The following is a 25,841-nucleotide window of genomic DNA, read 5'->3' on the forward strand; positions in this document are numbered from 1 at the left end:
AAACTCAATTTTCATACCTCCGCTGAATGTTTCTTCAAAAATATTTCCTAATGTTGCACTTGCTGGTTGACTCTGCCATCTATTTTCAAGAAAACCGACATGACTTAGGTAAGCTTCATCCGTCAACTGTTTGGCATGTACAGGACATTGTTTTACACAAGCATTACACTTGATACAAATACCGGAAACCTCAGAAGGATGATCCTGCCGGATAGCCCCCATAGGACAAACTTTTGCACAACGTCTGCAATCGATGCACGCATTGGTCGTAACAGGTTTTGCTTTCAGGAAATTCACCACCTCTTCATCCCTTCCTTTGGGTTTATAATACCCACCGTAATCAGGAGCCCCTTGTCCCGGAATCTTTATTCCGGTAAATTCTCCTGGTTGCAATATTCTTCTCACGATCTCTGCCGAAAACTGTTCTGCCTTTTCCAGATCTTCCCGGTCGGGACGCCCGGTAGCCAACCGGGTCGTGAAAGAATGCTGACCGACAAAAGCCGCAGCAGCTATCGGATGAAACCCTCTATATCTTAAAATATCATACAGTTCGATGAGCGCATTCCCATAGGACCGATTCCCATAAACCACAACAGGTACCGCCCAGGCCCCATTACTCTGCCAGGTGGTCAAGTAGTTCAATAACAGATTCGGTAAACGGCCGGCGTAAACAGGCAGACCGACAATAGCCAACTCCGATTCCCGAATATCAGGCACTTTCTTCCGCCCCGACGGCAACGTAAAGTCTTTCACTTCCGTCACGACTTCCGGTAATAACGTAGTGATACATTTTACCAAATGGGTAATCACTGTTTTAGTTGTGCCTGTCGGACTAAAATAGACCGCATGTACTTTCTCTATTTTCATAAAGTATCGGATAAACTGTCTGTCAAAATCTTTCCCACCCGATCAATCCCGAACAAAGCTGCAATTTTATTCCGGTAAAACCAATAAATCATGTTTATTAATTTTGAATAATTTGCATATATCATCTAATTCCCAAATCTGCTTATCGCTATTATTCGTACCGATCAACTCCGGCACGATATTCCCTTCGACAGGGGCGCATTTGGATTTTTCACAGAAACAGGAAGTCGGGCAAAAGAGATAATCCATCTTGTTTTCATCATTGAAATAATCGGTTTGACATGTTTTCCGTTCAGAACAGGTTTTACTTCATTGCCTGTACAAGGATAAAAGCCCGATTTTAAAGAAATTCTAAAGGTTTTTCCCAAAGTAACCGTTCAGCACAAAGTATTGCCTCCGTCCCTGTGGACTAACAAACATTCACAAAATATCATTTCCCTTATAAAATGATTTATATATCTTTGCCGTCACGTAAAAATTGCGTGGAGTTGCCGGATCGTTGTCTCGTCCGGCAATGAAAAGGGAATCAGGTGTAAATCCTGAACAGATCCACTGCTGTAAGTTTCATAACACTTTTCGGACGTGCTTTATCCACTGTTCCTCATTCGGAATGGGAAGGAAACCGAAAAGGAAACAAGTCAGAAGACCTGCCACGTGATTCATTGTTTAACGTTCAAAGGGAAGAAGAACATAAACGTCAGTAAATCATGCTATTCAAAAAAATTCTCTGTTTTTTCATATTTGCCGTAATAGCAGGGCTATTCACAGCCTGTGATTCCGCAGGAACGGATTATCCCTACGGGCCGGTGAGCCAAGGTAATATCGAAGCCCTTGTTCTCAATGAAGGGGGAATCAATCAGAATATGGGCGGTATCTCCGTTTTAAACAAAGACGGATCAGTCATTCCGGATATTTTCCGGGAAGTGAATCACCGACCGCTTGGTGATGTGGCCCAATCCATCACCAAGATCAACGGTAAATATTTTGTGACTTTGGACAACTCCAAAAAAATCGAGGTTATAGATCCCGAAACGTTCGGTTCCGTCGGTACAATCCTCTATACCCAAGCGGGATTTCCACGCCAGATCGTAGCCATTTCCCCGACAGAAGCTATCGTATCCGATTTGGAGAGACAACTGGTGCGTATCCGGACTGTGGAACCTTATGGCGAACCTCTGGAATATATCTCCATACCGCGATCGGTCGAATATCTGGTAACGGTAGATAATAAAATCTTCGGAATGACTACCGGCGGAATATATGTCTTCGATACCGACAATATCAGCAAAAAAGCTGTCCGGGTCATCCCGGAAGTAAAAAACGACGAAAATACCAAAACCTGCCGGATGCTGGTCGATAAATACCAAAGAGTATGGGCCTTGATGAACATCCGAGAGGGAAATCGAGTCTGCGGAATAGAATTGGTTTGTATCGACCCCCACCAAGAAAAAGTCGAGGTCTCTTATATCCTTCCCATCAGTGAAAAGGCAAATCCACAAGCAGGAGACGTAATCGGTACAATCACCTATAATCGCACGGATATCGATCCTACACTGAACTGGATTTATTTCAACGTCAAAACCTGTAAAAGTAACACGGCAGCAGGGATTACCTCTGTCCAAAGTGTTTACCGGATGAATGTCGGCACGGGAGAATTCGAACACTACCTCGATCTTCCCGGAATCGATATGATGTATGGGTTTTCAGTCAGTCCGCAAGGAGAGGTCTATCTATGTGACTGTCTGGATTACAGTGCACAACGCGGTTATATCCGGAATTACAAAAAAGACGGTTCCATCCGGAATTTTCGAGTCGGTATCTATCCTAGCCAAGTGTATTTCCCCTAATTAGCCTAGCGACATGAACCTATACAAGAGTCTGATCTTCATTTTATACCTCGGCATATTCCTTGGGTCGGGATTCCGCACTCCTGCCCAATCCCGGGATTCGATCACCCTATACGGCACATTAGACACCGTGCAGGTCATCCGCCAACGTATACAACACGCCAACGAGGCAAACGCAGGAGCCCGGGTAACCCATATTTCTCCAGCCGTTTTACAAGCCAACAAAACCCGCTCGCTGGCCGAACTCCTGACCGACCATACCTCTATTTACATCAAGAGTCTGGGAACAGGAGCATTATCGACAGCTTCTTTCCGTGGAACCAGCGCTTCCCAAACACGGGTAAACTGGAACGGGATCAATATCACACCTCCTTTATCGGGTACTTTCGATTTTTCACAGATCCCGGTCTTTTTTACAGATAACATCAACCTGTACTATGGCAGCAGCCATGTAAAAAACGGTACCGGAGCTATCGGAGGTAGTGTGAATTTATTCACAGACACCGATTGGAACCGAGGCGTAAATGGACGGGTACTGGCAGAGTATGGATCGTACAACACATATACCGTCGGTGGACAGGCGAATATAAGCGGTAATAAATCGGCTTCAAAGACACGATTATATTATCAGCATTCCGACAACGACTATACCTATCTGAATAAAGTGCTGACCAATACTCCTTTCCGTGAAAAAAGGCAGGATGCCGCTTACTCTCAATTCGGAATTATGCAGGAAGGCTATTTCAGAGTATCTCCCTACACCCGCCTGACAGCTGTCGCCTGGTATCAGAAAAATTACCGTAACCTCCCCCAACCGCTCGGTGTAGTCAACCGCTCCCAGGAGGATCAGGAGGAAAATAATTTCCGGGGATATGCCGGACTCGATTTCAGCCGGGGTATCCATGAATTACATGTAAAGGCTGCCTGGCTGTATTTCTGCCAAACTTACGATATCCGGTATGACGGAGGTTTATTCGATCCCAAGGGAAACAAAAACCGCTCTAACACGGCACAGGTCGTGGCCGATTATACGTACTCCCCGACCGATAAGCTTATTCTCAACACGACGTTAACCTATTCTCACGACCTGATCCGGGTGAGTAGCTACATAGACATCGACTCATCGAAATATACGCTCGACGGTATCGATTTTGATATTCCTCAGGTGGAATCCCCTTTCAGCCACCACCGTAACATACTCTCCTGGCAAACTTCCGCTTTGTGGACGCCTATCCGGTGGATGATGATCAACGGACAATATATGTTCGAACATAACGACAATCGGAATGTATCCACCTGGTCGGCAGGAATAGTATTCAATCTATTGAAAAAAGAATTAAAATTGAAAGGAAGTACTGCTTATAATTATCGTTTCCCCAGTATGAACGACCTATATTGGCGCCCCGGCGGTAATCCGGATGTAAAGCCGGAAGAGGGGTATTCTTACGATGCTTCTATTTCTTACCGGAAGAGTATAAACAAACATCTCTTATTCGATGCCGAAGTTTCCGGTTATCTAATGAACATCGACAACTGGATCCTTTGGCTCCCCAAAGACGGAAACCAATGGGTGTGGACTCCGCAAAACAAACGAAACGTACGTTCCTATGGCGTGGAACTTTATGGAAAAACCACTTTCCACTACGGGGAACTCGTATCTTCTCTTTCGGGTAATTACAGCTGGTCACAATCCCGGACCCGCAAGAAACAACACGTAGACGACAACGCCTATATGCGGCAAATTCCATATGTACCGCGATTCAAGTGGAATCTGCGCTGGAATATCGATTATAAAGATGCTTTTTTCGTCTGGCAGATGACTTACACCGGCCGGCGTTTCATTACTACCGACGAATCATATGCCACGGATCCCTATTCCGTACATAACCTCTTGCTCGGTTACCGCTACTCCTTCCGGAATGGGACAAGCCTAACCCCTCAGATGCGGATAGATAACCTGTTCGATACCTACTATGAGTCGACCCAATATTATCCCATGCCTTTGCGTAATTGCTTGTTCTCGCTTTTATTCGAATTTTAATTGAATCATATAAATCCTTTAAATAAATAGAAACCATGAAAAAATTTAATTTTACGCTTTTAGTTTGCCTCCTGTTAGCAGGAATATTCGCATCATGTGACGATGACGACAAATATCCGGTTCCTCCCGAAGTATCTATCGAGAGTGTAAACGGAGTGTTCGCAATGCCTCAGGAAGACTCTATCGTACTGAAAGCGAAAGTAGAAAGTCCGCTGCCAACCACACTGAGCTGGTCCGTCAAAGGAAATGAAGTCTCTAAGGATACAGTATTTACTTTCAAAATGAACGAATTGGGGACCTACGATGTTAAATTAACCGCGACCAATGCCGATGGAGTGACTTCTGCCACAACATCCATCGAAGTGTACGGTAAATACAAATACGGTACTTTTGTTTTAAATGAAGGTTACCAGGCCGATCCTTCTACATTGATATTCATCAGCCCGAAAGGTATTCTCACGGACAGTGCCTATTACAAAGCAAACGGCAGCATGCTGAGCCTTCTTTCCCAAGACTTATTTATCGCCAACAACAAACTGTATATCATTTCACAAAAAAGCGGAGACGACGGTTATCTTATCGTTGCCAATGCAGAAACCCTGAAAAAAGAAGCCGGCTATAAGACCGAACTGGAAGATAAAGTAAGCAGTCCGACTCATGTTGCCGTACTGGGAGACGACGATATCTATCTGCGCGACAACGAAGGAATTAAGGTATTCCACCCATCCAGCGGCGAACTCTTTCTCATCGAGGGAGCTGAAAGGGCTAATAAGAATACCATGGCTGTAACGGAAGGGAAAATATTCGCTGCAGCAGGAAATAACGTCCTTGTGATCGAAAAAGGAAAAAACAAAATCTCCAAATCGATAGAATTCAATGATCCGGTCAGAGGAGTCGTCAAATCGTCGGACGGTAACTTGTGGGTATCCACTTCGGCCGGGGAAATCTCTAAGGTCGATGCCCAAAATTATACTATTATCAAAACCAATACTTTACCGGGAGATGCCATTAGCACTCAGTCGGCCTCATACACTTCTACTCCGTGTATTACAGCACAAGGAGATACTTTGTACATGAACGGCACAGGTACCAAAATCTATCGTCACATTTTTAGTAAAAACCAGACGGATCTGATGGTCGATGCGGCAAACATAGTGACAACAACTAGTGTTTACAATACCATAGCCGTCAATCCGGTTACAGGCGAAGTCTATCTGAATACAATCAAAGGATGGGGTAACGACCGTCTGATCAACCACATCAGTGTATTCGATTTCAGCGAAACCGAACCGAAATTGAGCGCCAATTATAAGAATCATACCAATTATCCAGCCGGAACATTCTTTACTTATAATTTTCAATAAAAGAATTTTGTAAATGAAAAAATACTATTCTTTATTTCTATTCTGGAGTCTGCTTACAGGTCTATCGACCTCCTGTAGTGACGACAACAAAAAAGATCCGTATCTTCCTACTCCGCCTCAGGTTTCTATCGGAAATCCAAGTGGGCAAACCACCTGTTTACCGGGTGAAACGATCGAGTTAAAAGCGATTCTGAACAATCCGTTACAGACCACTTTCCAGTGGCAACTGAACAAAAAAACGGTTTCCACAGACTCAATCTATCGTTTCACCTCTCAGGACCCCGGTAGTTTTGAAATTATCCTGACCGCAACCAATCAGGACGGCAAGGATTCCGACACCTTATTTCTGAAGGTCAACGGTAATCGGTTCGCGATCTCCGATCTGAAAAATTGGACCGGTAACGGAGAAAACACCTCGGTCTTTGCCATTCAATGGGTTACAGGGGAGCATCCACAAGAACCGGCAGACCAGGAAGTTTTTTTCATTGCCTGGGGATATCGTTGGAATAAAACGGAAACTCTTACAGGAATCGATATGCTCAAAGCTATTGCCAAGAACGATCCCCGCCTTTATGTCGCCTTATCAGGAAATTATATCAAAGGATTCGGTTATGACGGTAATAACGACGGTAAAATCGAACTGAAAAGTTCTACTTTACATCTGACACAAGCTGATTTTACAAACGGGCTCTACGAACTCTCCGAATACGATTCTGACGAATTGAAACCGTTAGATGCAGCCGATTATTGGATGGGATCGAACGATGCCTATACCACCTACTGGCTCGGTTCGGGCAATCAGGTGCCGACAGCTGCCGACTTTGAATATTCTCAGACATTTGTCGACAATCGCCAACTTGAAAATCTCTCCTGGGATGTATGGACACTTTCTCCCATCGATTACACGTCTATGGTCAATGTATCCCCCATCCCCCGATTGATCAAAGCTGCAGAAGCAAATAAATAAAAAGTTAAAACGGTGCCAACAGGTAAAAACTGATGCGCACCGTTTTCTTTTTATTCAAAAACCTTCCCGGTCATTTTTTCAATAATCCGGTCAAGTCCTCGAAAGAAGTCAGTATAGTAGACATTCCATTTTTTTCCCAACTCATTTCATGCGGGGAAATAACCGTCAATACGGGTAAATTTTTTCTATCGGCATTTCCGGGCAGACCGGAATAACCAAAACGATTCAGAGCATTGACACACCAATGCCAAAGGCAGGGATCGTCCGTCCTGACGACAACTTCCTGATAATCCTGTACGATGGGGAAATAGCCCCCACGTCCCCGGTCAAAACATATTTTCCGGTGATCGAACAAACAGTCCAGTCCATCGTTAAAGACCATATCCTCCGTAACGCCACACTGCAATCCTTTTCCAGGCGCGAGCAACCACAGCCGGTCGGCCTGGATCAGTGCCTGGTCGATATCGTGGGTAGACAGCAGAATGGTCTTATGTTGTTCGCGGGCAATGGTATGCAATAAAGTCATGATCTCGATACGGCTTACCACATCCAGGAAAGCTGTGGGTTCATCGAGCAAAATCAACGGACATTCCTGCACCAATGCTTTGGCGATCATCACTTTCTGCCGTTCCCCGTCCGACAATTCGGCCACGTAATTTGTAGCTTTATGGGATATTCCCACTGCCGTAAGAGCCTCTTCGACGAGCTTATGATCTTCCCGGTTCAAACGGCCCCAGAATCCGGTATGGGGCTGACGCCCCAAGCTTACCAGTTCATATACGGTCAATCCGCCGGCCTGTGTCTTATCGGTCAGTACGACGCCGATCTTGCGCGATTTTTCCCGTTCGGAATAATCCCTCAGCGGACGTCCTTCAAGCCATAATTCACCTTCCAAAGGCAATTGAAAAGCCGAAAGAGTACGCAACAGAGTAGATTTGCCTGCCCCGTTAGGACCTAACAGACAAGTCAACTCTCCCGCCCACAAATCGAAAGACAGATCCCGGTGTACCACTGTAGAACCGTTCTTACCATGAGAGTAGCCGATAGCCAATTGACGGGCTGCAATTACAGGTAAAGTCTCCATAATCAATTGAAATATTGAATTTTACGCTGTTTGACCAGAATATAGATAATGACGGGAGCACCCAAAACGGGAGTGATGGCGTTCAATGGCAAAATCCCCGTTTCGCCGGGTAATACACTGATCAGATTACACAACAGGGCTACCGCCCCTCCCAGCAATAAGGTCACAGGCATCAGGGAATTGTGGTTCGAAGTACCCAGCATCAAGCGGGCAATATGCGGCACGGCCAATCCGATAAAAGCGATAGGCCCGCAAAAGGCGGTTGTTATTGCCGTCAGCATACCGGTCGCAATCAATAACAGATTGCGGGTAAGCCGCACATTCACACCCAGATTTTCGGCATACCGGTTTCCCAACAATAAGGCATTCAAAGGTTTGATCAACATGACCGATAAAACCAAACCGGCGGTAATCGAAACGACAAATACAGGCAATTGCCCGGAAGATACTCCGCTGAAATTTCCCAATCCCCAGATCATATAAGAATGTACTCCTTCGGCCGTAGAGAAAAAATTCAATAATGAAATCACCGAGGAGGTGATGTATCCGATCATGATCCCAATAATAAGTAGCATCAAATTATTCTTTGTAAAAGCAGAAAAGAACAGCAAGATTCCCATAACGATCATAGCCCCGGCAAAAGCTCCGGCCAATACCGCCAGAAAACCGGATATACTGAAAACCCCGGCAGTAATACTTCCTCCACCGAGCAACATCACCAAGGCCACACCCAGGCTAGCCCCGGTATTGATCCCCAATATCGAAGGTCCTGCCAGCGGATTACTGAAAACGGTTTGCAACATCAACCCCGAGACAGCCAAGGCTGCTCCACACAGCAAAGCAGTTATCCCTTGCGGAATACGCGATTCCAGCAAAATGAACCGCCAGCTCTCCCGTTCTACGGCATGTCCGCACAAAATATCCCATACTGCGCCTGCAGGAATACGTACCGAGCCTACCCATAAGTTCGCCGCGAACAACAGAAGGATCGATACGATCAAACCGATACTATATTTCCATCCGGATGGTAAAGATTTCATTTTTCCAATCTTTTAAAATAACGGCACTCTCCTGCCGGTAACACTCCCGGGTGAAAAATCCGGATCAGATCTTCCAACAGCCGTTCGGGATGAAAAGGGGTCTCTGTATAAAAAGGTACCTGTCCCGAATTACATCCATACACCTGCCCGGTTTGAAAGGCCCGGAAACCGGCATATGAAGCGTAGTCGGACTTTAATTCGGTCAGGGTTTTATCTTGTTGCCGGTTGTATTTGAATAACCAGAAATCGGCATCCTGCCCGCGGTCAAATACCGTTTCAAAAGACAAAGGAATCGAACCGCTATGTTCGTCCTCCGCCCACATATAAGTAGCCCCGGCATCCTGATACAACCGTCCGGTCGTGCTTTTTCCTCCGGGTACATACCAGGCGGAACCGCTTTTCAATTCAGATATCACCGTCGGCCGCTGATTTACAGACTTGACCAAATCACACAGCTGTAAATAATCCGCACGGACAGCAGTGAATAACGAATCAGCCTGCCGCCGTTTCCCGAAAAGCAAACCGAAAAAACGCATCCATTCAGACCGCCCCAAAGGAGAGGTCTCCATATAATCGGCACATTCGATAATCGGTATCCCTAATTTTTCAATCCGGCCATAACCTCCACTATTTTCAAAAGGGGAGAGCAGGATAGCATCAGGATGAAAGTCGATTATTTTTTCAATATCCGGATTCATAGAATTTCCGGCGTCGACCATTCGCCCGGAAGCACAACGATTTTGTATTTCAGGTATTTCGATATATTGCAGATCACATATTCCACCAATCCGATCGATTGCCCCCAGTTCGGACAGAAGCCCGCAATGTACCGAAGAATATACCAATGCTTTTTCCACCGGCGTCCGGACCAAGGTTCCTTCAGGCAATCCTACCGGCAATTCAGTTTCCCGGCCGACCAAAACATAGGTATGTAAAATCCGGGCCGTATCCCAAGGGTTTTGCACCCGCACCAATATATAATGTTCACTCGAATCTATCCGAATCCGCCCGGCATATTCCATCCGGAGCGCGGACAAAGCGTCTTCTGCAGAAGCCGAATGCTTACTTTTACAACCTACCCCAAGAGCCAACAACAGCCCCAGCAACCAAAACCGCATCAATCTATCCATATCTCAATGATCAAATCCATCCCGGGACAATACTCCCCGGGTATAATAATGTTTCACTTCACGCATTTCTGTTACGAGGTCAGCCAAAGCCAGCAAAGCTTCGGAAGCATAACGCCCGGTAATCACCACCTCTGTCCCTGTGTCACGCAGCCCGATGACTTCCAGTATTTCTTTATCGGAGAGCAAACCAAAATACACAGCTATAGTCAGTTCGTCCAGGATGACCAGGTCCCATTCACCCGAAGCCAGTATTGCCGCACATTCCCGGAGTCCTTCCTGGACAAGGCGTACGTCTTCGTCTTCGGGCCGGTGATCAAGGAAACATCCTCTTCCAAACTGCCGGACCGCCAACCGCCCGGGGAAACAGGCTTCCAGCCGGGTTTCGTTATATTTCATGCTTTTGACAAACTGCCCGATAAACACCCGTTTACCAGCACATAAAGCACGTACCGCCAAACCGAATGCAGCCGTTGTCTTACCTTTACCGTTTCCGGTATAAACCTGAAGGTATCCCTTTGTTTCCATTGAAGCGTAAAAGTACAAAAAATGCCTTTCCTTACAAAATACGAAAAGCCCCCTGCCAACTAAAAGCTGCAGGGAGCCGTCCGATGTAAATTATTTCCTTCAATTTTGTTCCAATTCTCCGTTTTTAGCCTGTTCGAAAGTCGGATTATAAGCATTATGCCCGACAACCCAAGAAGTATCATCCGTCAATCCCCCGATTGCTTTTTCCAATCCTTTAAAAGATACCAGACCTAACTGGTACTCGATATTGATCACTCCGACATTTTCCAAGGCTCCAAAACAATCCAGATTAGTCAGGACATTATTACACCAACTTTCCTGACTCTTATTATGAGTGGTCAATACCAACTTCCCGACTTTTTTCAAAACGGGAGTATAGATTTCCTGTAACATGCTCACAAAAGATCCATTCACATAGCTGGTTTTGATATTCAATTCACCCGTCACCTCCTCCAAGGCCGGAAAACGAAGGGCATCACAGACTCCGGTATAGGTCATGTTATTCACTATCCTTAAAACCGGAAATTCCGTCGGCTGTACTTTTTGTCCGAATCCTTCGGAAAGGGTCAATTTCCCGCTAATCTCTGTCAAATCAGGAAAACGAAGCACACCCAGGCTGGCACCATATGCCTGACTCACCGACAAAGTCCCTATTTTCTTTAATCCGGGGAAGTTGTATTCTACCCGTCCGGTAATAGTTGCAGGCATATTACTTACCGATACATTCTGCACCTCTTCGATTCCTGAAAAAGAAATTCCAGGTACCCCGTTAATGGTCAGATTCGTATTCAAGATTTTACCACCCTTTAACGTCAAAGCATTTTTCCCGGTTATCTGCAGAGCATCTACTTCGAGACCGGTCAGATCCAAGGAAGTCAAGGCATCCAAATTGTTTAAAATACAATTGTTCAAATGTACTCCCTTAAACTGGGCCAGTAAAGAAATATCCTGTAATTTATTCAGCCCATTGAGCGAACATTGTGAACCGATGGATTTCAACGCGGAGAAAGCGTCAATCGAAGTAACCTCATTCAAACTACTCAGGCTTAACGAGCCACCAATAGAGGTCAGGGCATCGAATCCCTTTAATTCGCTGATTGCCATACCGGACAGGGTGAAATTACCCCCGACTGTTGTCAGGTTCGGGAAACCGTTGAAAGCCGTCAATGCGCTCATCGAGGAGAAATCAAAATTTCCATCCACTTCCTTCAATGCTCTCAATGAGCTGACCTCCGTTATTGCCATTCTGGTTAAAACAAAATCACCTTTCACTCGCGTCAATGCAGGCAAACTCAACTCTTGTATCTTATCAGATGCATCGATACTGAATCCTCGCAGACCGACTTCAGTCAAAGACTCCAAACTGACTTTTTCCAAATTTTGAATGTAATAAATTTTAAACCCACCGAGTGATTTTACTGAAGGAAAATTCATTTCTTTTACTTGATGCGTCCACCACAATTCAAAATAATCGGCGACTTGCTCCAATTGGGTGAAGTCCAAAGTTTCAACAGCATTCATCTGCTCCAATTTAATAGCAGATGCCGATTTTAATGCCGGGAAAGCTAACTCTCTCACCCTATAAACATTACTCAATACTAATTGATTTCCAATCAAACTTAATTTCGGGAAAGTCAACTTTTCCGGGGCATTCAAGACACCGTTCACTTTCATGGATAAATTTTCTCCGATTACCGATAAGGCCGAAAAATCTATATCTTTCACATCTTTAATCTGAATCGACAAATTTCTTCCTACCTCTTCCAATGCAGGCAAACTCAACGTTTCAACGGTATCAGCTCTGAAAGTCAATTCTGAAGCTACTTTTTTCAAATTTGGCAATTTGATCTCCCGTATCCACCGAAGTCCAATGGTTGCATTCTGTATTACACGTCCCATCACCAATCCACCAACCTGCTCCAAATTTTCCAAACCGGCAAATGAAGTTCCGGCATAAGTCGGATTTATGGTCACCGTCCCGACAACCTCTTTCAGTGAGGCCAAAGCTGCCAAAGAAGTAAGGGAGTCTTCCTTCACAGTTCCTTCTTCTTTACCGATAACCAAATTTCCATTGACTTTATTGATCCCCTGAGCAGCAAAGGCTTCCAAATCTTCAACCGAAGTCAGACGAACATCTCCTTCGCTACCCGTCAAGGTTCTCCGTACTATATATTTGTAAACACGCTGAGTATTATTGTAAGCAGTTACTGTAAAATTTTGTAACTTTCCCCAATCCTCAACTTCACCAGGATCCGGAGATATCCGGGCATTTTCACTACACAAAATCTCCATTGTCGCCCCCTCAAGAGAAAGATTTTCAGGGATACTCAAAATCAGACTATCTCCCTTAATTATCCCGGCATAGGAATCTCCCTGCTGAACCAGTCGGAATGAGGTGATGTAGTTTTCATTTCCGGAAAACAGGCTGTCATCGTCCTCGCAACTCGTCAGCGAAACAATAATGCCAAGCAACACAATATATATTAAATTATTTATCTTCATAGGTTTATCATTTTTTACATTTACAACTTTTTCAGCTGATTAATCTCACAGTTGAAAAACAGGCTTCATCTGTTACTCCTGAATAGCAGGTTTTATCCATTGCTGGTCTTCTACCAATTGCTTGTAAGTCGGATTGTACAAATTATTTTCCACACTCCATTTCTCTTCGGGACAGGTCAGGATGGCCTTTTTAATTGCCTCGTAAGAAGCTAGTTTCCCATGATCATGAATCCGGATTCCCCCCACTTTTTCCAAGCTGGACAAGAAATCCAGATTTTCCAGAGTTTGATTCAAATAACCGGTATTCTCATTATCTCCCCAGGGAGTTGGTCCGATCGGGCGCAGTTCCAATGTCCCCCCAACCTGCTTCAAAGCCGGATACAAGACCACGGCCGGTCCCCTCGATCCATAATAGTCATATCCGGTCTGAAACATCATATCCTCCCCGACCGTCGCCAGATTCGGAAAAGTCTTTTCATCATAATAGTCGATACTTATGATTGCCTTCCCTCCGATAGACTTCAATTCGGGGAAATGGTATTCCTTGATATTGGAATATAATTCAAAATTACCGGTTACTTCTTCCAGTGCAGGAAATTCGACGGCCTTTACATTGGAATTGGCCCAGTAAGAGAAATCCCCGTTAATTTTACGGATATTACCGATTTCAATGCTCCCTCCGTTCAGGCCAAGATAACCGATATTCAGTTTTCCCACTTCCCGGAAACCTTCTAATTTCGGGAAATATCCCGAAAGGTTATCCAAACTGATTTTACCTTTAAAAATATCGTCACCGATCACCGTCGTATTTTCCAATCCGGTACCGCTGAATCGCAATTCCTCGATTTCTATTCCCTGGATATCCAGGCGTTCTATACCTTTCGATACTACAAACACCTTCAAATTTTTCAAACCGGCAGGCAACTTCAAATATTCTGCCGTACAGTTCAATGACAGCTTCCCTCCGATTTTTTCCAAAGCCCCTAATTTTTCAGTATCCAGTCCTAAAAGTGTGACGTTTAAATCTTCGATTAAATTAGTCGAAATTTCATAAAGTTTACAAAGTGATGCCCCTTACAGGACGTTTGTTAATTGACTATTGACAAATACCAGTTTACTGTAAAACAACATACTTTAGGAAATATTTACATCATATTGATTATCAATCATTCAACATTCAATTTCCCTACTCATTTCCCTTTTTTTCAGCTGTTTTTTGATGGAAGTAAAGCTTCCAATCATTGTCAATTGTTAATTGTCATCGGTCAATTATTCCTCTTGTGGAAATCCACAAAAAAATCGAACGTTTTTCCATCGACATCCAATAGAATAATTCCAATTAAAAATCAGTACAACCGGCATTCTAATCCCAGAGAACACCAAGTTTCTGATCTTGGCAGGTCTTCTGACTTGCTTTATCTCCGGACGTCCTTCCCGTTCATGTAAAACAGTGGCGTGAGTAATGTCCAAAGACTTTAAAAAGCTTACAGCAGCGGGTCTGTTCAGGATTCACACCTGATTCCCTTTTCACCGCTCCGTTACGAAAATAACGAGCAGCACCAAAATCGACGGTAAAAGTACAAAAAAAGAGAGATGAAAGTTTATTTTAAGTAATTTTTTAAATCATTTTTAATATAAGGCGTAAAAATATACTGGGACAATCTTTACCAGCCGATTATTTCAAAAATACGAGCTTTGACATTTAAGATGCAATCAATTTGATTTATCAGTGCCAAGATATTGATTTACTCTTAAATACTCTTTCCTCTTGCTACCGTCACCAATAGAAAAGGAAAGAGTATAATTGAACAAACACCCGGTTCATTTCCGATTTTTACTTCCGGAGTTTTTCTGTCAATATGGGGACAATTTTATGTACATCTCCAACAATCCCCAAATCTGCTGCATTGAAGATCGGAGCATATTTGTCTTTATTGATAGCAATGATGTATTCTGATTCTTCCATACCGGCAAGGTGCTGAATAGCCCCTGAAATCCCCAGGGCAAAATACAGATCCGGCCGGACCGTCTTTCCGGTTTGCCCCACTTGGCGTTCGTGGGGCATAACCCCGGCATCGACCATTGCCCGCGATGAAGATACTTCGGCATTCAATGTTTCCGCTAAACGACCCAGCATGACAAAACCAGCCGTACTGCCGACACCACGCCCACCTGACACCAGCACTTTAGCTTCCGTTATGTCGATCCGGGTTTTCTGTTCTTTCACCGTTTTCAGAATTTTAACTCTGAATTTCGACGGGTCGAAACTGACTTTCATATTTTCAATCGTCCCCCGCCGTGCCGGATCTTTGGGTTTTGTACGCATCACTCCCGGCCGGACAGTAGACATTTGCGGACGATGTTCTTTACAAATGATCGTAGCCATCAGGTTACCACCGAAAGCCGGACGGGTCATCAGCAAATCATTTTCGGGCGAAATGTCCAGGCCTGTACAGTCGGCCGTGAGGCCGGTAGTCAGCCGGGCAGATAATCGGGGGCCCAGATCGCGGCCGATAGTCGTGGCTCCGATCAATACGATGGCCGGATGACGTTCACGGATAAATTGGCTGACAGCTTGTGCATAAGGCTCGGTATTGTACTCTGCCAATTCACGTTCGTCCACACACACGACAATGTCGGCACCATAAGCAATCAGCTCCTGAGCCTGGTCTTTCATATCATAACCGAGCAATAAGGCGATCACTTTCTCATTCAAGGTATCGGCAAGTTCCCGGGCTTTACCCAGCAGTTCCAATGCCACTTTTTGTATGATACCTTCGCGTTGTTCTACAAACACGCAGACGTCTTTATATTGGGATTTATCCATTGTATTCAAATTAACAATGAACGGTAAACGGAAGCAGACCTCAGCCAATGGCCGGAAAAAAAGTATATGTTCAAGGTATAAAAACTTAAGGTTTACCACAGTCTGTGGTCTGCAATCCGTTGCTACCTGTTCATCAGATTATAAATTTTTCTTTCAATTTCTCTACGATTATATCGGCAGCTTCGGCAGGTTCCACTTCAAACACCTTTCCGGCTGCTTTTGCTCCTTTGGTAAATGATTTCCATACGCGGGTGGGCGATCCTTTCAAGCCTAGTTTTTCTTCTTCTACACTGATATGTTCAAAGCCCCACACTTCAACTTCTTTGTTATAAGCCTCCACAATTCCCCGGACCGACATATAACGGGCTTTATTAGCCGTTGCCAGCACCGTCACCACGCAAGGCGCATCTACCTGTACCAGCTGAAAACCGTCTTCTGTGGACTTCCGGATCGTAAATGTCCTGCTCCCGTCAAATTCCAGGTTTTCAACATAAGTCACCTGAGGTAAATCCAAATGTTCGGCAATCTGTGGTCCTACCTGAGCGGTATCCCCGTCGATGGCTTGCCGGCCGGTGATTACCAGGTCAAAATCCAACACGCGCAAAGCGCCGGCAATCGCATTCGACGTAGCGAGAGTATCGGCACCGGCAAATTTCCGGTCGTTCAAATGAATAGCACGGTCAGCTCCCATAGCAAAAGCCTCACGCAAAATATCATCGGCCTGAGGAGGCCCCATGGTTATTACCGTGACTTCCGCCCCATATTTATCTTTTAATTGTAAAGCCATTTCCAGTCCCCCTTTATCGTCGGGATTCATAATGCTGGGCACCCCATCCCGGATCATCGTCCCCGTAGCGGGGTCCAATTTGATCTCTGTTGTATCCGGCACCTGTTTGATACATACTACTATTTTCATACGTTTATCATTTTTTCATTTATCGATTATCTTTTCTCCACTCTTATTTGAGTAATGCAGCTGCAATCACCATCCGTTGTACTTCAGACGTTCCTTCATAGATTTCTGTAATCTTGGCGTCCCGCATCATTCGTTCCACCGGATATTCACGGGTATAACCGTAGCCTCCATGGAATTGTACTGCTTTGGTCGTCACCTCCATCGCTGTTTCGGCTGCAAACAATTTAGCCTGTGCAGAGTCAGCAGAATAAGGTTGTTTCATATCCTTTTTCCAAGCTGCTTTACGCACCAGCAGACGGGCAGCCTGAATCCTGGTCTGCAAATCGGCCAATTGGAATTGAGTATTCTGAAACTGTCCGATGGACCGTCCGAATTGTTTCCGTTCTTTTACATACTTCACCGTTTCATCCATAGCCCCCTGAGCAATACCCAAGGCCTGTGAAGCGATTCCCATACGTCCGCCGTCGAGTGTTTTCATTGCAATCCTGAAGCCTTCCCCCACTTTTCCCAACAGATTTTCTTTCGGGACGATACAATTTTCAAAAATCAACTCACAGGTTGCGGATCCCCGGATGCCCATTTTTTTCTCTTTTTTACCGATAGAGAATCCCGGAAAATCACGTTCTACGATAAAGGCCGAAATCCCCCGCGTCCCCTGTGCCTTATCGGTCATGGCCATGACAATGTAAACGTGTGCATAAGCAGCATTGGTAATAAAAATTTTGGAGCCGTTGAGCACATAATGCTCCCCTTCCTTCACAGCCATCGTTTGCTGTGCCGAAGCGTCCGTGCCTGCATTCGGTTCGGTCAGTCCGAAAGCTCCGATCCATTCGCCGGAACACAAGCGGGGCAAATATTTACGGCGTTGTTCTTCATTGCCGAACTCATAAATCGGAGAAGCGCACAAAGAAGTGTGTGCAGAAACAATAACCCCTGTAGTAGCACATACCCGTGACAATTCTTCGACAGCCATCGAATAGAGTTGGTTGTTGCCACCTGCCCCGCCATACTCTTTGGGGAATGGGATGCCCATCATTCCCAAAGCAGCCATTTTCTTTACCGTTTCTTCCGGAAAACGTTCTTCCTCGTCGACAGCTGCTGCCAACGGTTTCACTTCTTTTTCTGCAAATTCCCGGATCATTTGCAAGAATAAATTTTCTGTTTTTGATGTTGAAAAATCCATATAAATCGTTATTTATTTTTCCATACGGAATGTGCAATTTTTAACATTAACCGGATTTTGTTCCACTGTTGCTTTTCGGTAAGTTTGTTTCCCTCTTCGGTAGAAGCAAAGCCACACTGGGGACTCAGACAAAGCCGTTCCAGGGGAACATACTGGCTGGCTTCCGCAATGCGGTTTTTCACTTTCTGTTTATCCTCAAGGGCAGCATTTTTGGTTGTAATCAATCCCAAGACTACAGTTTGGTTCTGTATGAAGCGTAAGGGTTCAAAACCTCCCGAACGCTCGTCGTCGAATTCGAGAAAAAAAGCATCCACCGGGAGGTCGAATAAGGTTTCGGCAACCGGCTCATACCCCCCCCACGATGCCCAGGCAGAATGATAATTACCCCGGCAAACGTGCATTGTAATGGTCATTCCTTCCGGTCTTGAGTTCAAAGCCATCTCGTTTATCCGGGCAAAAAGGAGGGCCATTTCTTCCGCATTCACCTGTGGATTGCAGCGGAATTTTTCATCACAAAGCATACCCCATGTGCAATCGTCGAATTGGAGATAACGACATCCTGCTGCAGCGAAACCACTGATCACCTGGCGATAGGCCTGTGCTATATCTTCTAATAATCCGTCTATCTGGCCATATACTTTCAGGGTTTCATCCATATTTCCCTCGCGGATCAACTCGGCCAAAAGTTGTGCCGGAGAAGGAATCGTTTGCTTGGGTATCGCCTGGCCAGCCAGTTTCTGGATGAAACGGAAATGAGCGATCATGGGATGATTGTATCCTGTAATTTTCCCGGTCACTTTTACAGATTCCGGTCGGGTTTCCAGATTGTGAAATACATATCCCTGCCCAACTGCCTTTTTCTCTATGCCTCCTAATCCCCAAAAGAAGTCGAGGTGCCACCACGAACGGCGAAATTCCCCATCCGTAATAACCTGTAAGCCGACAACTTTTTGTTCGGCTATTAATTTTTCAATTTCTTCATCCTCGATTTGTTGGAGTGCGGCAGGAGATAATAAGCCTGATTCGAAGTCTTTTCTTGCTTTTTTCAGTCGTTCCGGTCGCAAGAAACTACCGACAATATCCGCCCTAAACGGAAGTTTTACCTGTTCCATTGATTTTAACAGAATTAAGGTAACTCACAGATAAGATAGATTGCATGTAAATGACCACTGCCCTGTACACACCAAGTACAGTTTACCAGTTCATTTATTCTGTCACCTTTCACCCGAAAGCTACGAATTAAACAAAAGTACTCAGGCAGGTCTTCTGACTTGTTCCGATTGTACGCCTTCCCACCGGACATACCGGCAGTGGCTTCCGAATGTACAACCTTTGAATAGAACTTACAGCTACGGGGATAGTCCCTGATTTTCACAGGAGTTCCCATTTTAATCCTGAATCAGTGATGACCGATTCTGAAACCTGATACCGACACAAATATAACGGAATTTATCGAATAAAAAAAAAGTTGGTTATTGTTTTGAAAAATTCAAAAGAAAATTAAAAACACCGGCAGGATGCGTCGGACGGATCCTTCAAATAAAAACAGGCCAGAAGGAAATACGAACACTCTGCCGCCTCCCACATACACCCGCATTTATCCCCGGTGTTTTAACAGTACAGTAATATATATGTGCAGGTGTCCGGCTCTGAATCCGCGAAAGCACAGACGATTGCTTGTATGGCAGGTCTTCTGACTTGCTCCAATCCAGACGCCTTCCCGTCGGAGGTATAAACGACAGTGGCAGAAGCATTGTCCGGACGTTGTAAAGAAGCTCACAGCAGCGGGGCCTGTCCGGGATTTACACCCGGTTCCCTTTTATTTCCTATACCGGATGGACATAGGAAAGCCAATACGCTTCAAAAATAGAGAATAAAATTTATTTTACAAATTTTAAGACAACTTATTTTGAAAACACCGGTAGAAATTTCAGCCCACCGATGCTTATAAACGATTCCTAAAGCGTATAAATAAAAGGCTGGAATCGATCGAAAGATAAGACCATAAAGCAACAAAATCACGCAGACACATTTCAGGTTGCCGACGCAACCACTGGAACGGAAAAACCAAACTATGGTGCAGGTTTTAAGCTTATGTCGATTGGCACATCGGTAAATAAACCACTGACTAACATCAGATATTCGGGAAATTTCACCCCATCACTCCATACCAGTGGAATATGAAGTAATTCTTCAGCCGTACGGCCGAGATCGAAACCGAAAGATTCCAGGGAATGACGGATCAGATGAGGATGACGGCAAGGCTGACCGGTGATACGGGTACACGTATCGTCAGGGCAAAGGTGACAAGTCCCTGCGTAACAAGCCAGACTACCCGGATATTCCGTTTCAAGCCACCGCAACCAAGAATCTAGTTGAAGGCGCACTTCTGTCAACAGGCCGATAACGACCTCTTTCTCTGTTCCCGCAGGAATAGTTGGTACAGAGGATGGATCAGGCACGATCTGAGTGCCTGTTATGCAGATATATTTGTACTTGCCAATCCTTGCAGATATATCGAAATCGTATGGTGGACAAGCCCAGCAACGATCATAACGATTACATCTGCGGCAAAATACAATGAATTTATCTTCATCCCGGTATTTCCGGATATACTCCCCGGCCGGCATAAAAACAGTATGATGTGAAATAGCATAATCCATATCACAAAAGTAATTAATTCCTGGCTGAAAACCGATGGTTCCTGCGGGTACTTTTTTATAGCCGAACAGAGGAATAAAACAGCGACTTCTGAATAGTTACCGGTAAGTAATCGTTGACAAGGCGTTCAAAAACAAAACGTTACTATAATTGGCTTTAGCGTGAAAATGAATTCAACAACATACTCAGATTGCTGATAAACAGCCGTACGGACATTGCCAGCAGGATGATGCCGAAAAATTTACGCAGGACGTAGACACCACTTTTCCCTAAAATGCGTTCCACCAGATAAGCATTGCGGAGTACCAGATAAACCAGAAGCATATTGAGTGAAATGGCCAGGATCAGGTTGGAGAGATGACATTCTGCCCGCAGAGAAAGCGTCGTTGTCAATGTCCCTGCCCCGGCAATCAGAGGAAAGACAACAGGCACAATAGTTACACTCCCGGCAGGTCCATCGTTACGGAAAATTTCTACACTGAAAATCATTTCTACAGCAAGCACCAGCAATACCAATGCTCCGGCTATGGCGAAAGAAGAAATGTCGACATTGAAAAGTTGCAACAGGGCATCCCCTGCAAAAAGGAAAGTAATCATGACTGCATAAGAGATCAGAGCAGCTTTCCCTGCCTGCACCTGTTTTCCTGTTGCATTGAGATTGATGATAATAGGCGTAGAACCTGTAATATCGATCACAGCAAACAACACCATAAAAGCGGTGAATATCTCCTTTATACTCAAATGCAAATCCATCTATATAAACTTTACGAACTATATTTTGGGGTTTGCAGGCCGCAGGTTATCCTTATAAATCATGAAACCACTCCGAAATATTTTTTAACAACTGCGGGCACTGCAAACCCGGCCACAATCCCTATTTTCAATCCGCCCAGATCTCTTCATCCGAAGGCACATGGATACGTGCCGACAGCGGAGCAATCCGGGTGATATTTAATAAATGTTTATAAGTAAAATTCTCCGAAATCGAATTATTTCCCCAGCTTCCGCATCCCAATGTATTGGTTACAGGCAGACCGTTCTGAATAGACCCACCGGCAGTGGTTGCACAAGGAGCGTTCACAATCAGACGGGAAACGGACAATTCGGTGCCGGCCTTAATCACATTGGCCTGATCGTTGGAATGAATTCCGGCTGTATGACCGTTACCTTCCATGTTCAGGTTAGTCTTGGCGATCCGTAAGGCTTCTTCAAAATTGTCATATCCGAGGCAACCCATTACCGGAAACATTTTTTCTTTGCAGATACGATCGGCATGTCCGGCTCCAGTTGCTTCAGCTACAATGACACGGATACCTTCAGGCAGATCGATACCGGCAGCACCGGCAATCTTCTTCACCGACTGCCCAACCAAAGCCCGGTTTATTTTTCCTTCCGGGAAGAGTACATTCAGCAAACGCTCTTTCTCTCCGGCAGTAACAAAATAAGCCCCATGTGCAGTAAAGGCCTTGAACACAGCTTCGCGATCGGTTACCGGATAAGTGAAAAATTGTTCTCCGGAACAGATAATACCATTATCAAAAGCACGTCCGGTAATCACCTTTTCAGCTGCTGCCTCCAGATCGATATTACGATCAAGGATCACCTGTACATTACCGGCACCTACACCGAAAGAGGGTTTTCCAGAAGAGTAAGCGGATTTCACCATCGGCATCCCTCCTGTGGCAACAACGACATCGCAGGCTTCCATCAATTCTTTGGTCTTATCGATAGAAGGTTCGTCGATCACCTGGATCAGATCGGCAGGAACCCCGAACGGAGCCACAACGTCCTTGATCAGATTTACAGCCAGAGCCGAGCATCTTTTTGACTGTGGATGCGGAGCTATAATAATGGCGTTTTTGGTTTTGAGGGCAAAAATAATCTTCGACATCGGTGTCACAATCGGATTGGTCATCGGCGTGATCCCGGCTACCACACCGATCGGTTTGGCAATTTCGATCAATCCGGTTTTTTCATCCATATCGATGATACCCATGGATTTTTTACCCCTCAGGTTATAATAAACCCCTTTCGATTTATTGCGGTTTTTAGCTACTTTGTGCTCATACACCCCCATGCCGGTTTCGTTTACAGCCAACCGGGCCAATTCTTCGGCATGATCATAAATGACACGGGCAGCTTCGCGGATAACCCGGTCGACCTGATCCTGGTCAAAATGATGTTCGTAAATCTCCTGAGCCTTGCGGGCTTTCACCACCATTTCCTTTATTTCCATAACTTTTTCAGTTTATAATTATAACGCAAACTTTAAATGCCGGGCAGCTTTCTGTCTTTGTTTCTGCCTGATCAGTCTCAAAGCTCCCGACAAAAAATCCTCCGGATTTTTCTCAACGAAATCCAGGATTTCCTAAACGATTACAATGTAATTCTCAACTTAAAAAATTGATTTAATACAGCACCTTATAAATCTCCCGGATCTCCTCCTCCGACAGCGAGACATAATTATTGGCCAAAAGACGTTGCTGAGTCTGCAACACACTGCTGGTAAAACCCTGAATTTCTTCCGGTTTCATTCCATACACCCGGAGTTTATTCTTCGGAATCAATTTACCCAAAAGCTCATCGAGTACCGGATAGGGATTTTCGTTCACACCCAATTGTACACACAACAAGTCGTTCAGCCGGGCAATATCGCCTGAAGGATTTTTGGCATTATAAAGTTTGAATACTTCGGTGAAAAACTGATAATTCGATTCGCCATGAGGTACATGATAACTACCACCCAACGGATAGGATAAAGCATGTACAGCCCCCACCCCTGTATTTCCAAAAGCTATTCCGGCATAATTACTTGCCATCAGCATATCCCCCAGTCTTTCGAAACGATATTCGGGTCCGTTCGCTGCAATCCCCTGAAACACATCGATGATTATTTCGATGGCAGCCCGGCAATACAAACGGGTATAAGGATTGGATTTGGGCGAAACATACGACTCGGTGGCATGTACCAACGCATCGATCGCACTACAGGCATAAAACTTAAAAGGCAGCCCTTTGAGCAACTCCGGAACCAGCACAGCATCGTCGGCCACAATGGCATCGTCGGCCAATCCCATTTTAGTATGTTTGGAGGTAATTTCAGCTATGGATATATTGGTCACCTCGCTTCCGGTTCCACAGGTGGTAGGCAAAATGACCAATTGTTTTTCTTTGACGATCGGAATTTTACGTTCGAAAGCTTCCGTAACGTCTTCCACCCCTTTCAATACAAACAATTTGGAAATATCGATCACCGTTCCGCCACCGACCGCAATCACCCGGTCGAAACCGACTCCTTTCACTTCTTTCAGGATAGTGTTCATCATTTTATCCGATGGTTCTCCTAAACCGAACTTCTCCTGCATAATGAAATGACAAGGGAGATTCAGAGATTTCATAAAAGGTTCATAAAGGAATTCATTGGTAATCACCAAATCGTGCTCCGAGAGCTTGAATTCACGGGCAAAATCGGCAAAATGATCGAATTTGCTCAAACGGGTTTTTAATTTAAATAATTGCATAATACATGATTATAAAACGATGGACAGCCCCGGGACCATAAATCGCCGGAAGTTATCCGCCACCAGTTAATCCTTAAAACGTTTCTGATATTCTTCTTCCAGCATAGGGCGGAAATCGGGATGTGCCACAGCAATCAATGCCCGAGCCCGTTGTTTCAGCGTTTTACCTTTCAACCGGGCGATGCCGTACTCAGTCACCACATAATCGACATCATTGCGTGAAGTAGTAACAGCTGCACCCTGCGCCAAGAAAGGTACAATCCGGGAAGCCTTACCTTTAGCTGCAGTCGAAGGCATAGCCATGATCGATTTACCACCGGCAGACCAGGCTGCCCCCCGGACATAGTCTACCTGTCCTCCGGTTCCGCTGAATTGTTTCAGTCCGATTGTCTCGGAAGCCACCTGCCCCATCAGGTCAACCTCGATGCAGGAATTGATGGAAACCATCTTTTCATTTTGTGCAATGACACGAGGATCGTTGACATAATCTACAGGACGCATTTCTACGCAGGCGTTTTTATCGACGAAATCGTACAAGCGGCGCGTCCCCATCAGGAAAGTGGCAACCAATTTCCCCGGATGCAAGGTCTTTTTACTGCCATTGACCACTCCTGATTCCACCAAATCGATCACTCCGTCGGAAAACATTTCGGTATGGATACCCAGGTTTTTTTTATCTCCCATAAACAGGAGCACGGCATCCGGAATCGCTCCGATCCCCAACTGTAAGGTGGAACCATCCTCAATCAAAGAAGCACAATTACGCCCGATGGCTTTTTCGACATCCGTAATTTTAGGCAGCGGAATTTCGGGCAATGCCAGGTTAGTCGGAATAATATAATCCAACCGGGAGATATGAATTTTGTTATCTCCCTCGACATAGGGCATATTTTCATTCATCTCTGCGATCACCAGTCGCGCCTTTTCTGCTGCCGCTTTAGTATAATCACAAGAGAGTCCGAAACTGCAATTTCCTTCACTATCGGGATAAGACACTTGGATTACCGCCACATCCACAGGATATACCTCATCAAACAGCTGTGGTATTTCATAAAAAAATACAGGAAGAAAATCGGCCCGGTCGTCAGCGACAGCCTGGCGCGAATTTCCCCCGACAAAATTAGTGATGTGGCGGAAATGTCCTTCCGTCCCGGGTGTCAGGTATGAGCCATCGTTCAGCGTAAGCATGTGGTAAATACCGACATCATGCAAGCGTTCTTTTTGTGCGATCATTTCCGCCGGCACAACCTGCGGACAACCGGCAGCATGTCCGAACACAAGATGGTCTCCGTCTTCTATGGCACGGACAGCTTCCTCCACTGTCGCAAACCTGTTTTTATATATTTCTTTCCATTCCATAATCCTC

Annotated in this window: 21 protein-coding genes and 4 riboswitches; of the genes, 4 read left to right on the plus strand and 17 right to left on the minus strand. The window is 45.1% G+C overall.

Going from position 1 to position 25,841, the window contains the following annotated elements; all coding sequences use genetic code 11:
* Both WS42_RS03645 and WS42_RS03650 read right to left on the minus strand, forming a co-directional pair.
* A partial coding sequence (locus WS42_RS03645; protein WP_286728220.1) for an EFR1 family ferrodoxin occupies window positions 1-867 on the minus strand: 867 nt, incomplete at its 3' end.
* Between the two features lie 66 nt (window positions 868-933).
* Window positions 934-1,116, minus strand: a complete 183-nt coding sequence (locus WS42_RS03650) for a hypothetical protein (RefSeq protein WP_013612240.1) — start codon at window positions 1,114-1,116, stop codon at window positions 934-936.
* 219 nt (window positions 1,117-1,335) lie between these two features.
* Window positions 1,336-1,536: riboswitch (cobalamin riboswitch) on the plus strand.
* Between the two features lie 38 nt (window positions 1,537-1,574).
* Between WS42_RS03650 and WS42_RS03655 the strand changes: the two genes are divergently transcribed.
* From WS42_RS03655 to WS42_RS03670, 4 genes are read left to right on the plus strand one after another with little or no spacing between them, the layout of a single operon-like run.
* Window positions 1,575-2,714 (plus strand): DUF5074 domain-containing protein, encoded by a 1,140-nt coding sequence (locus WS42_RS03655; protein ID WP_046403061.1) that lies wholly within the window; start codon window positions 1,575-1,577, stop codon window positions 2,712-2,714.
* Between the two features lie 13 nt (window positions 2,715-2,727).
* Window positions 2,728-4,755: a TonB-dependent receptor plug domain-containing protein gene (locus WS42_RS03660; protein WP_046403060.1), complete on the plus strand. Its 2,028-nt coding sequence runs from the start codon at window positions 2,728-2,730 to the stop codon at window positions 4,753-4,755.
* Window positions 4,756-4,790: 35 nt separating this feature from the next.
* On the plus strand, window positions 4,791-6,119 hold the full coding sequence (locus WS42_RS03665; RefSeq protein WP_046403058.1) for a DUF5074 domain-containing protein: 1,329 nt from the start codon (window positions 4,791-4,793) through the stop codon (window positions 6,117-6,119).
* A gap of 13 nt (window positions 6,120-6,132) precedes the next feature.
* Window positions 6,133-7,086, plus strand: coding sequence for a PKD-like domain-containing protein (locus WS42_RS03670; RefSeq protein WP_046403056.1), 954 nt, complete (start codon window positions 6,133-6,135; stop codon window positions 7,084-7,086).
* A gap of 70 nt (window positions 7,087-7,156) precedes the next feature.
* On the opposite strand, the gene WS42_RS03675 is transcribed toward WS42_RS03670, so the two are convergent.
* The 15 genes from WS42_RS03675 to WS42_RS03745 all read right to left on the minus strand — a co-directional run bounded on the left by WS42_RS03675 (window position 7,157) and on the right by WS42_RS03745 (window position 25,834).
* On the minus strand, window positions 7,157-8,170 hold the full coding sequence (locus WS42_RS03675) for an ABC transporter ATP-binding protein (RefSeq protein WP_046403055.1): 1,014 nt from the start codon (window positions 8,168-8,170) through the stop codon (window positions 7,157-7,159).
* A gap of 2 nt (window positions 8,171-8,172) precedes the next feature.
* Window positions 8,173-9,210, minus strand: a complete 1,038-nt coding sequence (locus WS42_RS03680) for a FecCD family ABC transporter permease (protein WP_022159327.1) — start codon at window positions 9,208-9,210, stop codon at window positions 8,173-8,175.
* Window positions 9,207-10,331, minus strand: coding sequence for an ABC transporter substrate-binding protein (locus WS42_RS03685; protein WP_370751979.1), 1,125 nt, complete (start codon window positions 10,329-10,331; stop codon window positions 9,207-9,209). The genes WS42_RS03680 and WS42_RS03685 overlap by 4 nt, the downstream gene beginning before the upstream one ends.
* Window positions 10,332-10,343: 12 nt before the next feature.
* On the minus strand, window positions 10,344-10,865 hold the full coding sequence (locus WS42_RS03690) for a cob(I)yrinic acid a,c-diamide adenosyltransferase (protein ID WP_013612248.1): 522 nt from the start codon (window positions 10,863-10,865) through the stop codon (window positions 10,344-10,346).
* 99 nt (window positions 10,866-10,964) lie between these two features.
* Window positions 10,965-13,367, minus strand: coding sequence for a DUF5018 domain-containing protein (locus WS42_RS03695; RefSeq protein WP_046450762.1), 2,403 nt, complete (start codon window positions 13,365-13,367; stop codon window positions 10,965-10,967).
* 72 nt (window positions 13,368-13,439) lie between these two features.
* Window positions 13,440-14,345 (minus strand): hypothetical protein, encoded by a 906-nt coding sequence (locus WS42_RS03700; RefSeq protein ID WP_022160234.1) that lies wholly within the window; start codon window positions 14,343-14,345, stop codon window positions 13,440-13,442.
* Between the two features lie 400 nt (window positions 14,346-14,745).
* Window positions 14,746-14,946, minus strand: a riboswitch (cobalamin riboswitch).
* A gap of 255 nt (window positions 14,947-15,201) precedes the next feature.
* Window positions 15,202-16,194, minus strand: coding sequence for an electron transfer flavoprotein subunit alpha/FixB family protein (locus WS42_RS03705; RefSeq protein WP_013612251.1), 993 nt, complete (start codon window positions 16,192-16,194; stop codon window positions 15,202-15,204).
* A gap of 133 nt (window positions 16,195-16,327) precedes the next feature.
* Window positions 16,328-17,110 carry an electron transfer flavoprotein subunit beta/FixA family protein gene (locus WS42_RS03710; protein WP_013612252.1) on the minus strand — a complete coding sequence of 261 codons (783 nt, stop codon included), beginning with the start codon at window positions 17,108-17,110 and terminating at the stop codon, window positions 16,328-16,330.
* A 43-nt stretch (window positions 17,111-17,153) separates the two neighbouring features.
* Window positions 17,154-18,293, minus strand: a complete 1,140-nt coding sequence (locus tag WS42_RS03715; protein ID WP_013612253.1) for an acyl-CoA dehydrogenase — start codon at window positions 18,291-18,293, stop codon at window positions 17,154-17,156.
* An 8-nt stretch (window positions 18,294-18,301) separates the two neighbouring features.
* Window positions 18,302-19,405, minus strand: a complete 1,104-nt coding sequence (locus WS42_RS03720; protein WP_046450763.1) for a 5-methyltetrahydropteroyltriglutamate--homocysteine S-methyltransferase — start codon at window positions 19,403-19,405, stop codon at window positions 18,302-18,304.
* 127 nt (window positions 19,406-19,532) lie between these two features.
* Window positions 19,533-19,734, minus strand: a riboswitch (cobalamin riboswitch).
* Between the two features lie 225 nt (window positions 19,735-19,959).
* Window positions 19,960-20,162, minus strand: a riboswitch (cobalamin riboswitch).
* Between the two features lie 203 nt (window positions 20,163-20,365).
* Entirely contained in the window at window positions 20,366-20,956 is a 591-nt protein-coding gene (locus WS42_RS03725) for a DUF2284 domain-containing protein (RefSeq protein WP_013612255.1), read from the minus strand.
* 154 nt (window positions 20,957-21,110) lie between these two features.
* A complete protein-coding gene (locus tag WS42_RS03730) occupies window positions 21,111-21,707 on the minus strand; it encodes a MarC family protein (RefSeq protein WP_013612256.1) in 597 nt (198 codons plus the stop codon).
* Between the two features lie 127 nt (window positions 21,708-21,834).
* Window positions 21,835-23,190, minus strand: a complete 1,356-nt coding sequence (locus WS42_RS03735; RefSeq protein WP_013612257.1) for an aldehyde dehydrogenase family protein — start codon at window positions 23,188-23,190, stop codon at window positions 21,835-21,837.
* A gap of 172 nt (window positions 23,191-23,362) precedes the next feature.
* Window positions 23,363-24,475 carry a 4-hydroxybutyrate dehydrogenase gene (locus tag WS42_RS03740; RefSeq protein ID WP_013612258.1) on the minus strand — a complete coding sequence of 371 codons (1,113 nt, stop codon included), beginning with the start codon at window positions 24,473-24,475 and terminating at the stop codon, window positions 23,363-23,365.
* Window positions 24,476-24,541: 66 nt separating this feature from the next.
* On the minus strand, window positions 24,542-25,834 hold the full coding sequence (locus tag WS42_RS03745) for an acetyl-CoA hydrolase/transferase family protein (protein ID WP_046404257.1): 1,293 nt from the start codon (window positions 25,832-25,834) through the stop codon (window positions 24,542-24,544).
* Window positions 25,835-25,841 lie beyond the last annotated feature (7 nt).

It is taken from the genome of Odoribacter sp. N54.MGS-14 (assembly GCF_000980295.1).
GTDB classification, from domain to species: Bacteria; Bacteroidota; Bacteroidia; order Bacteroidales; family Marinifilaceae; genus Odoribacter; species Odoribacter splanchnicus.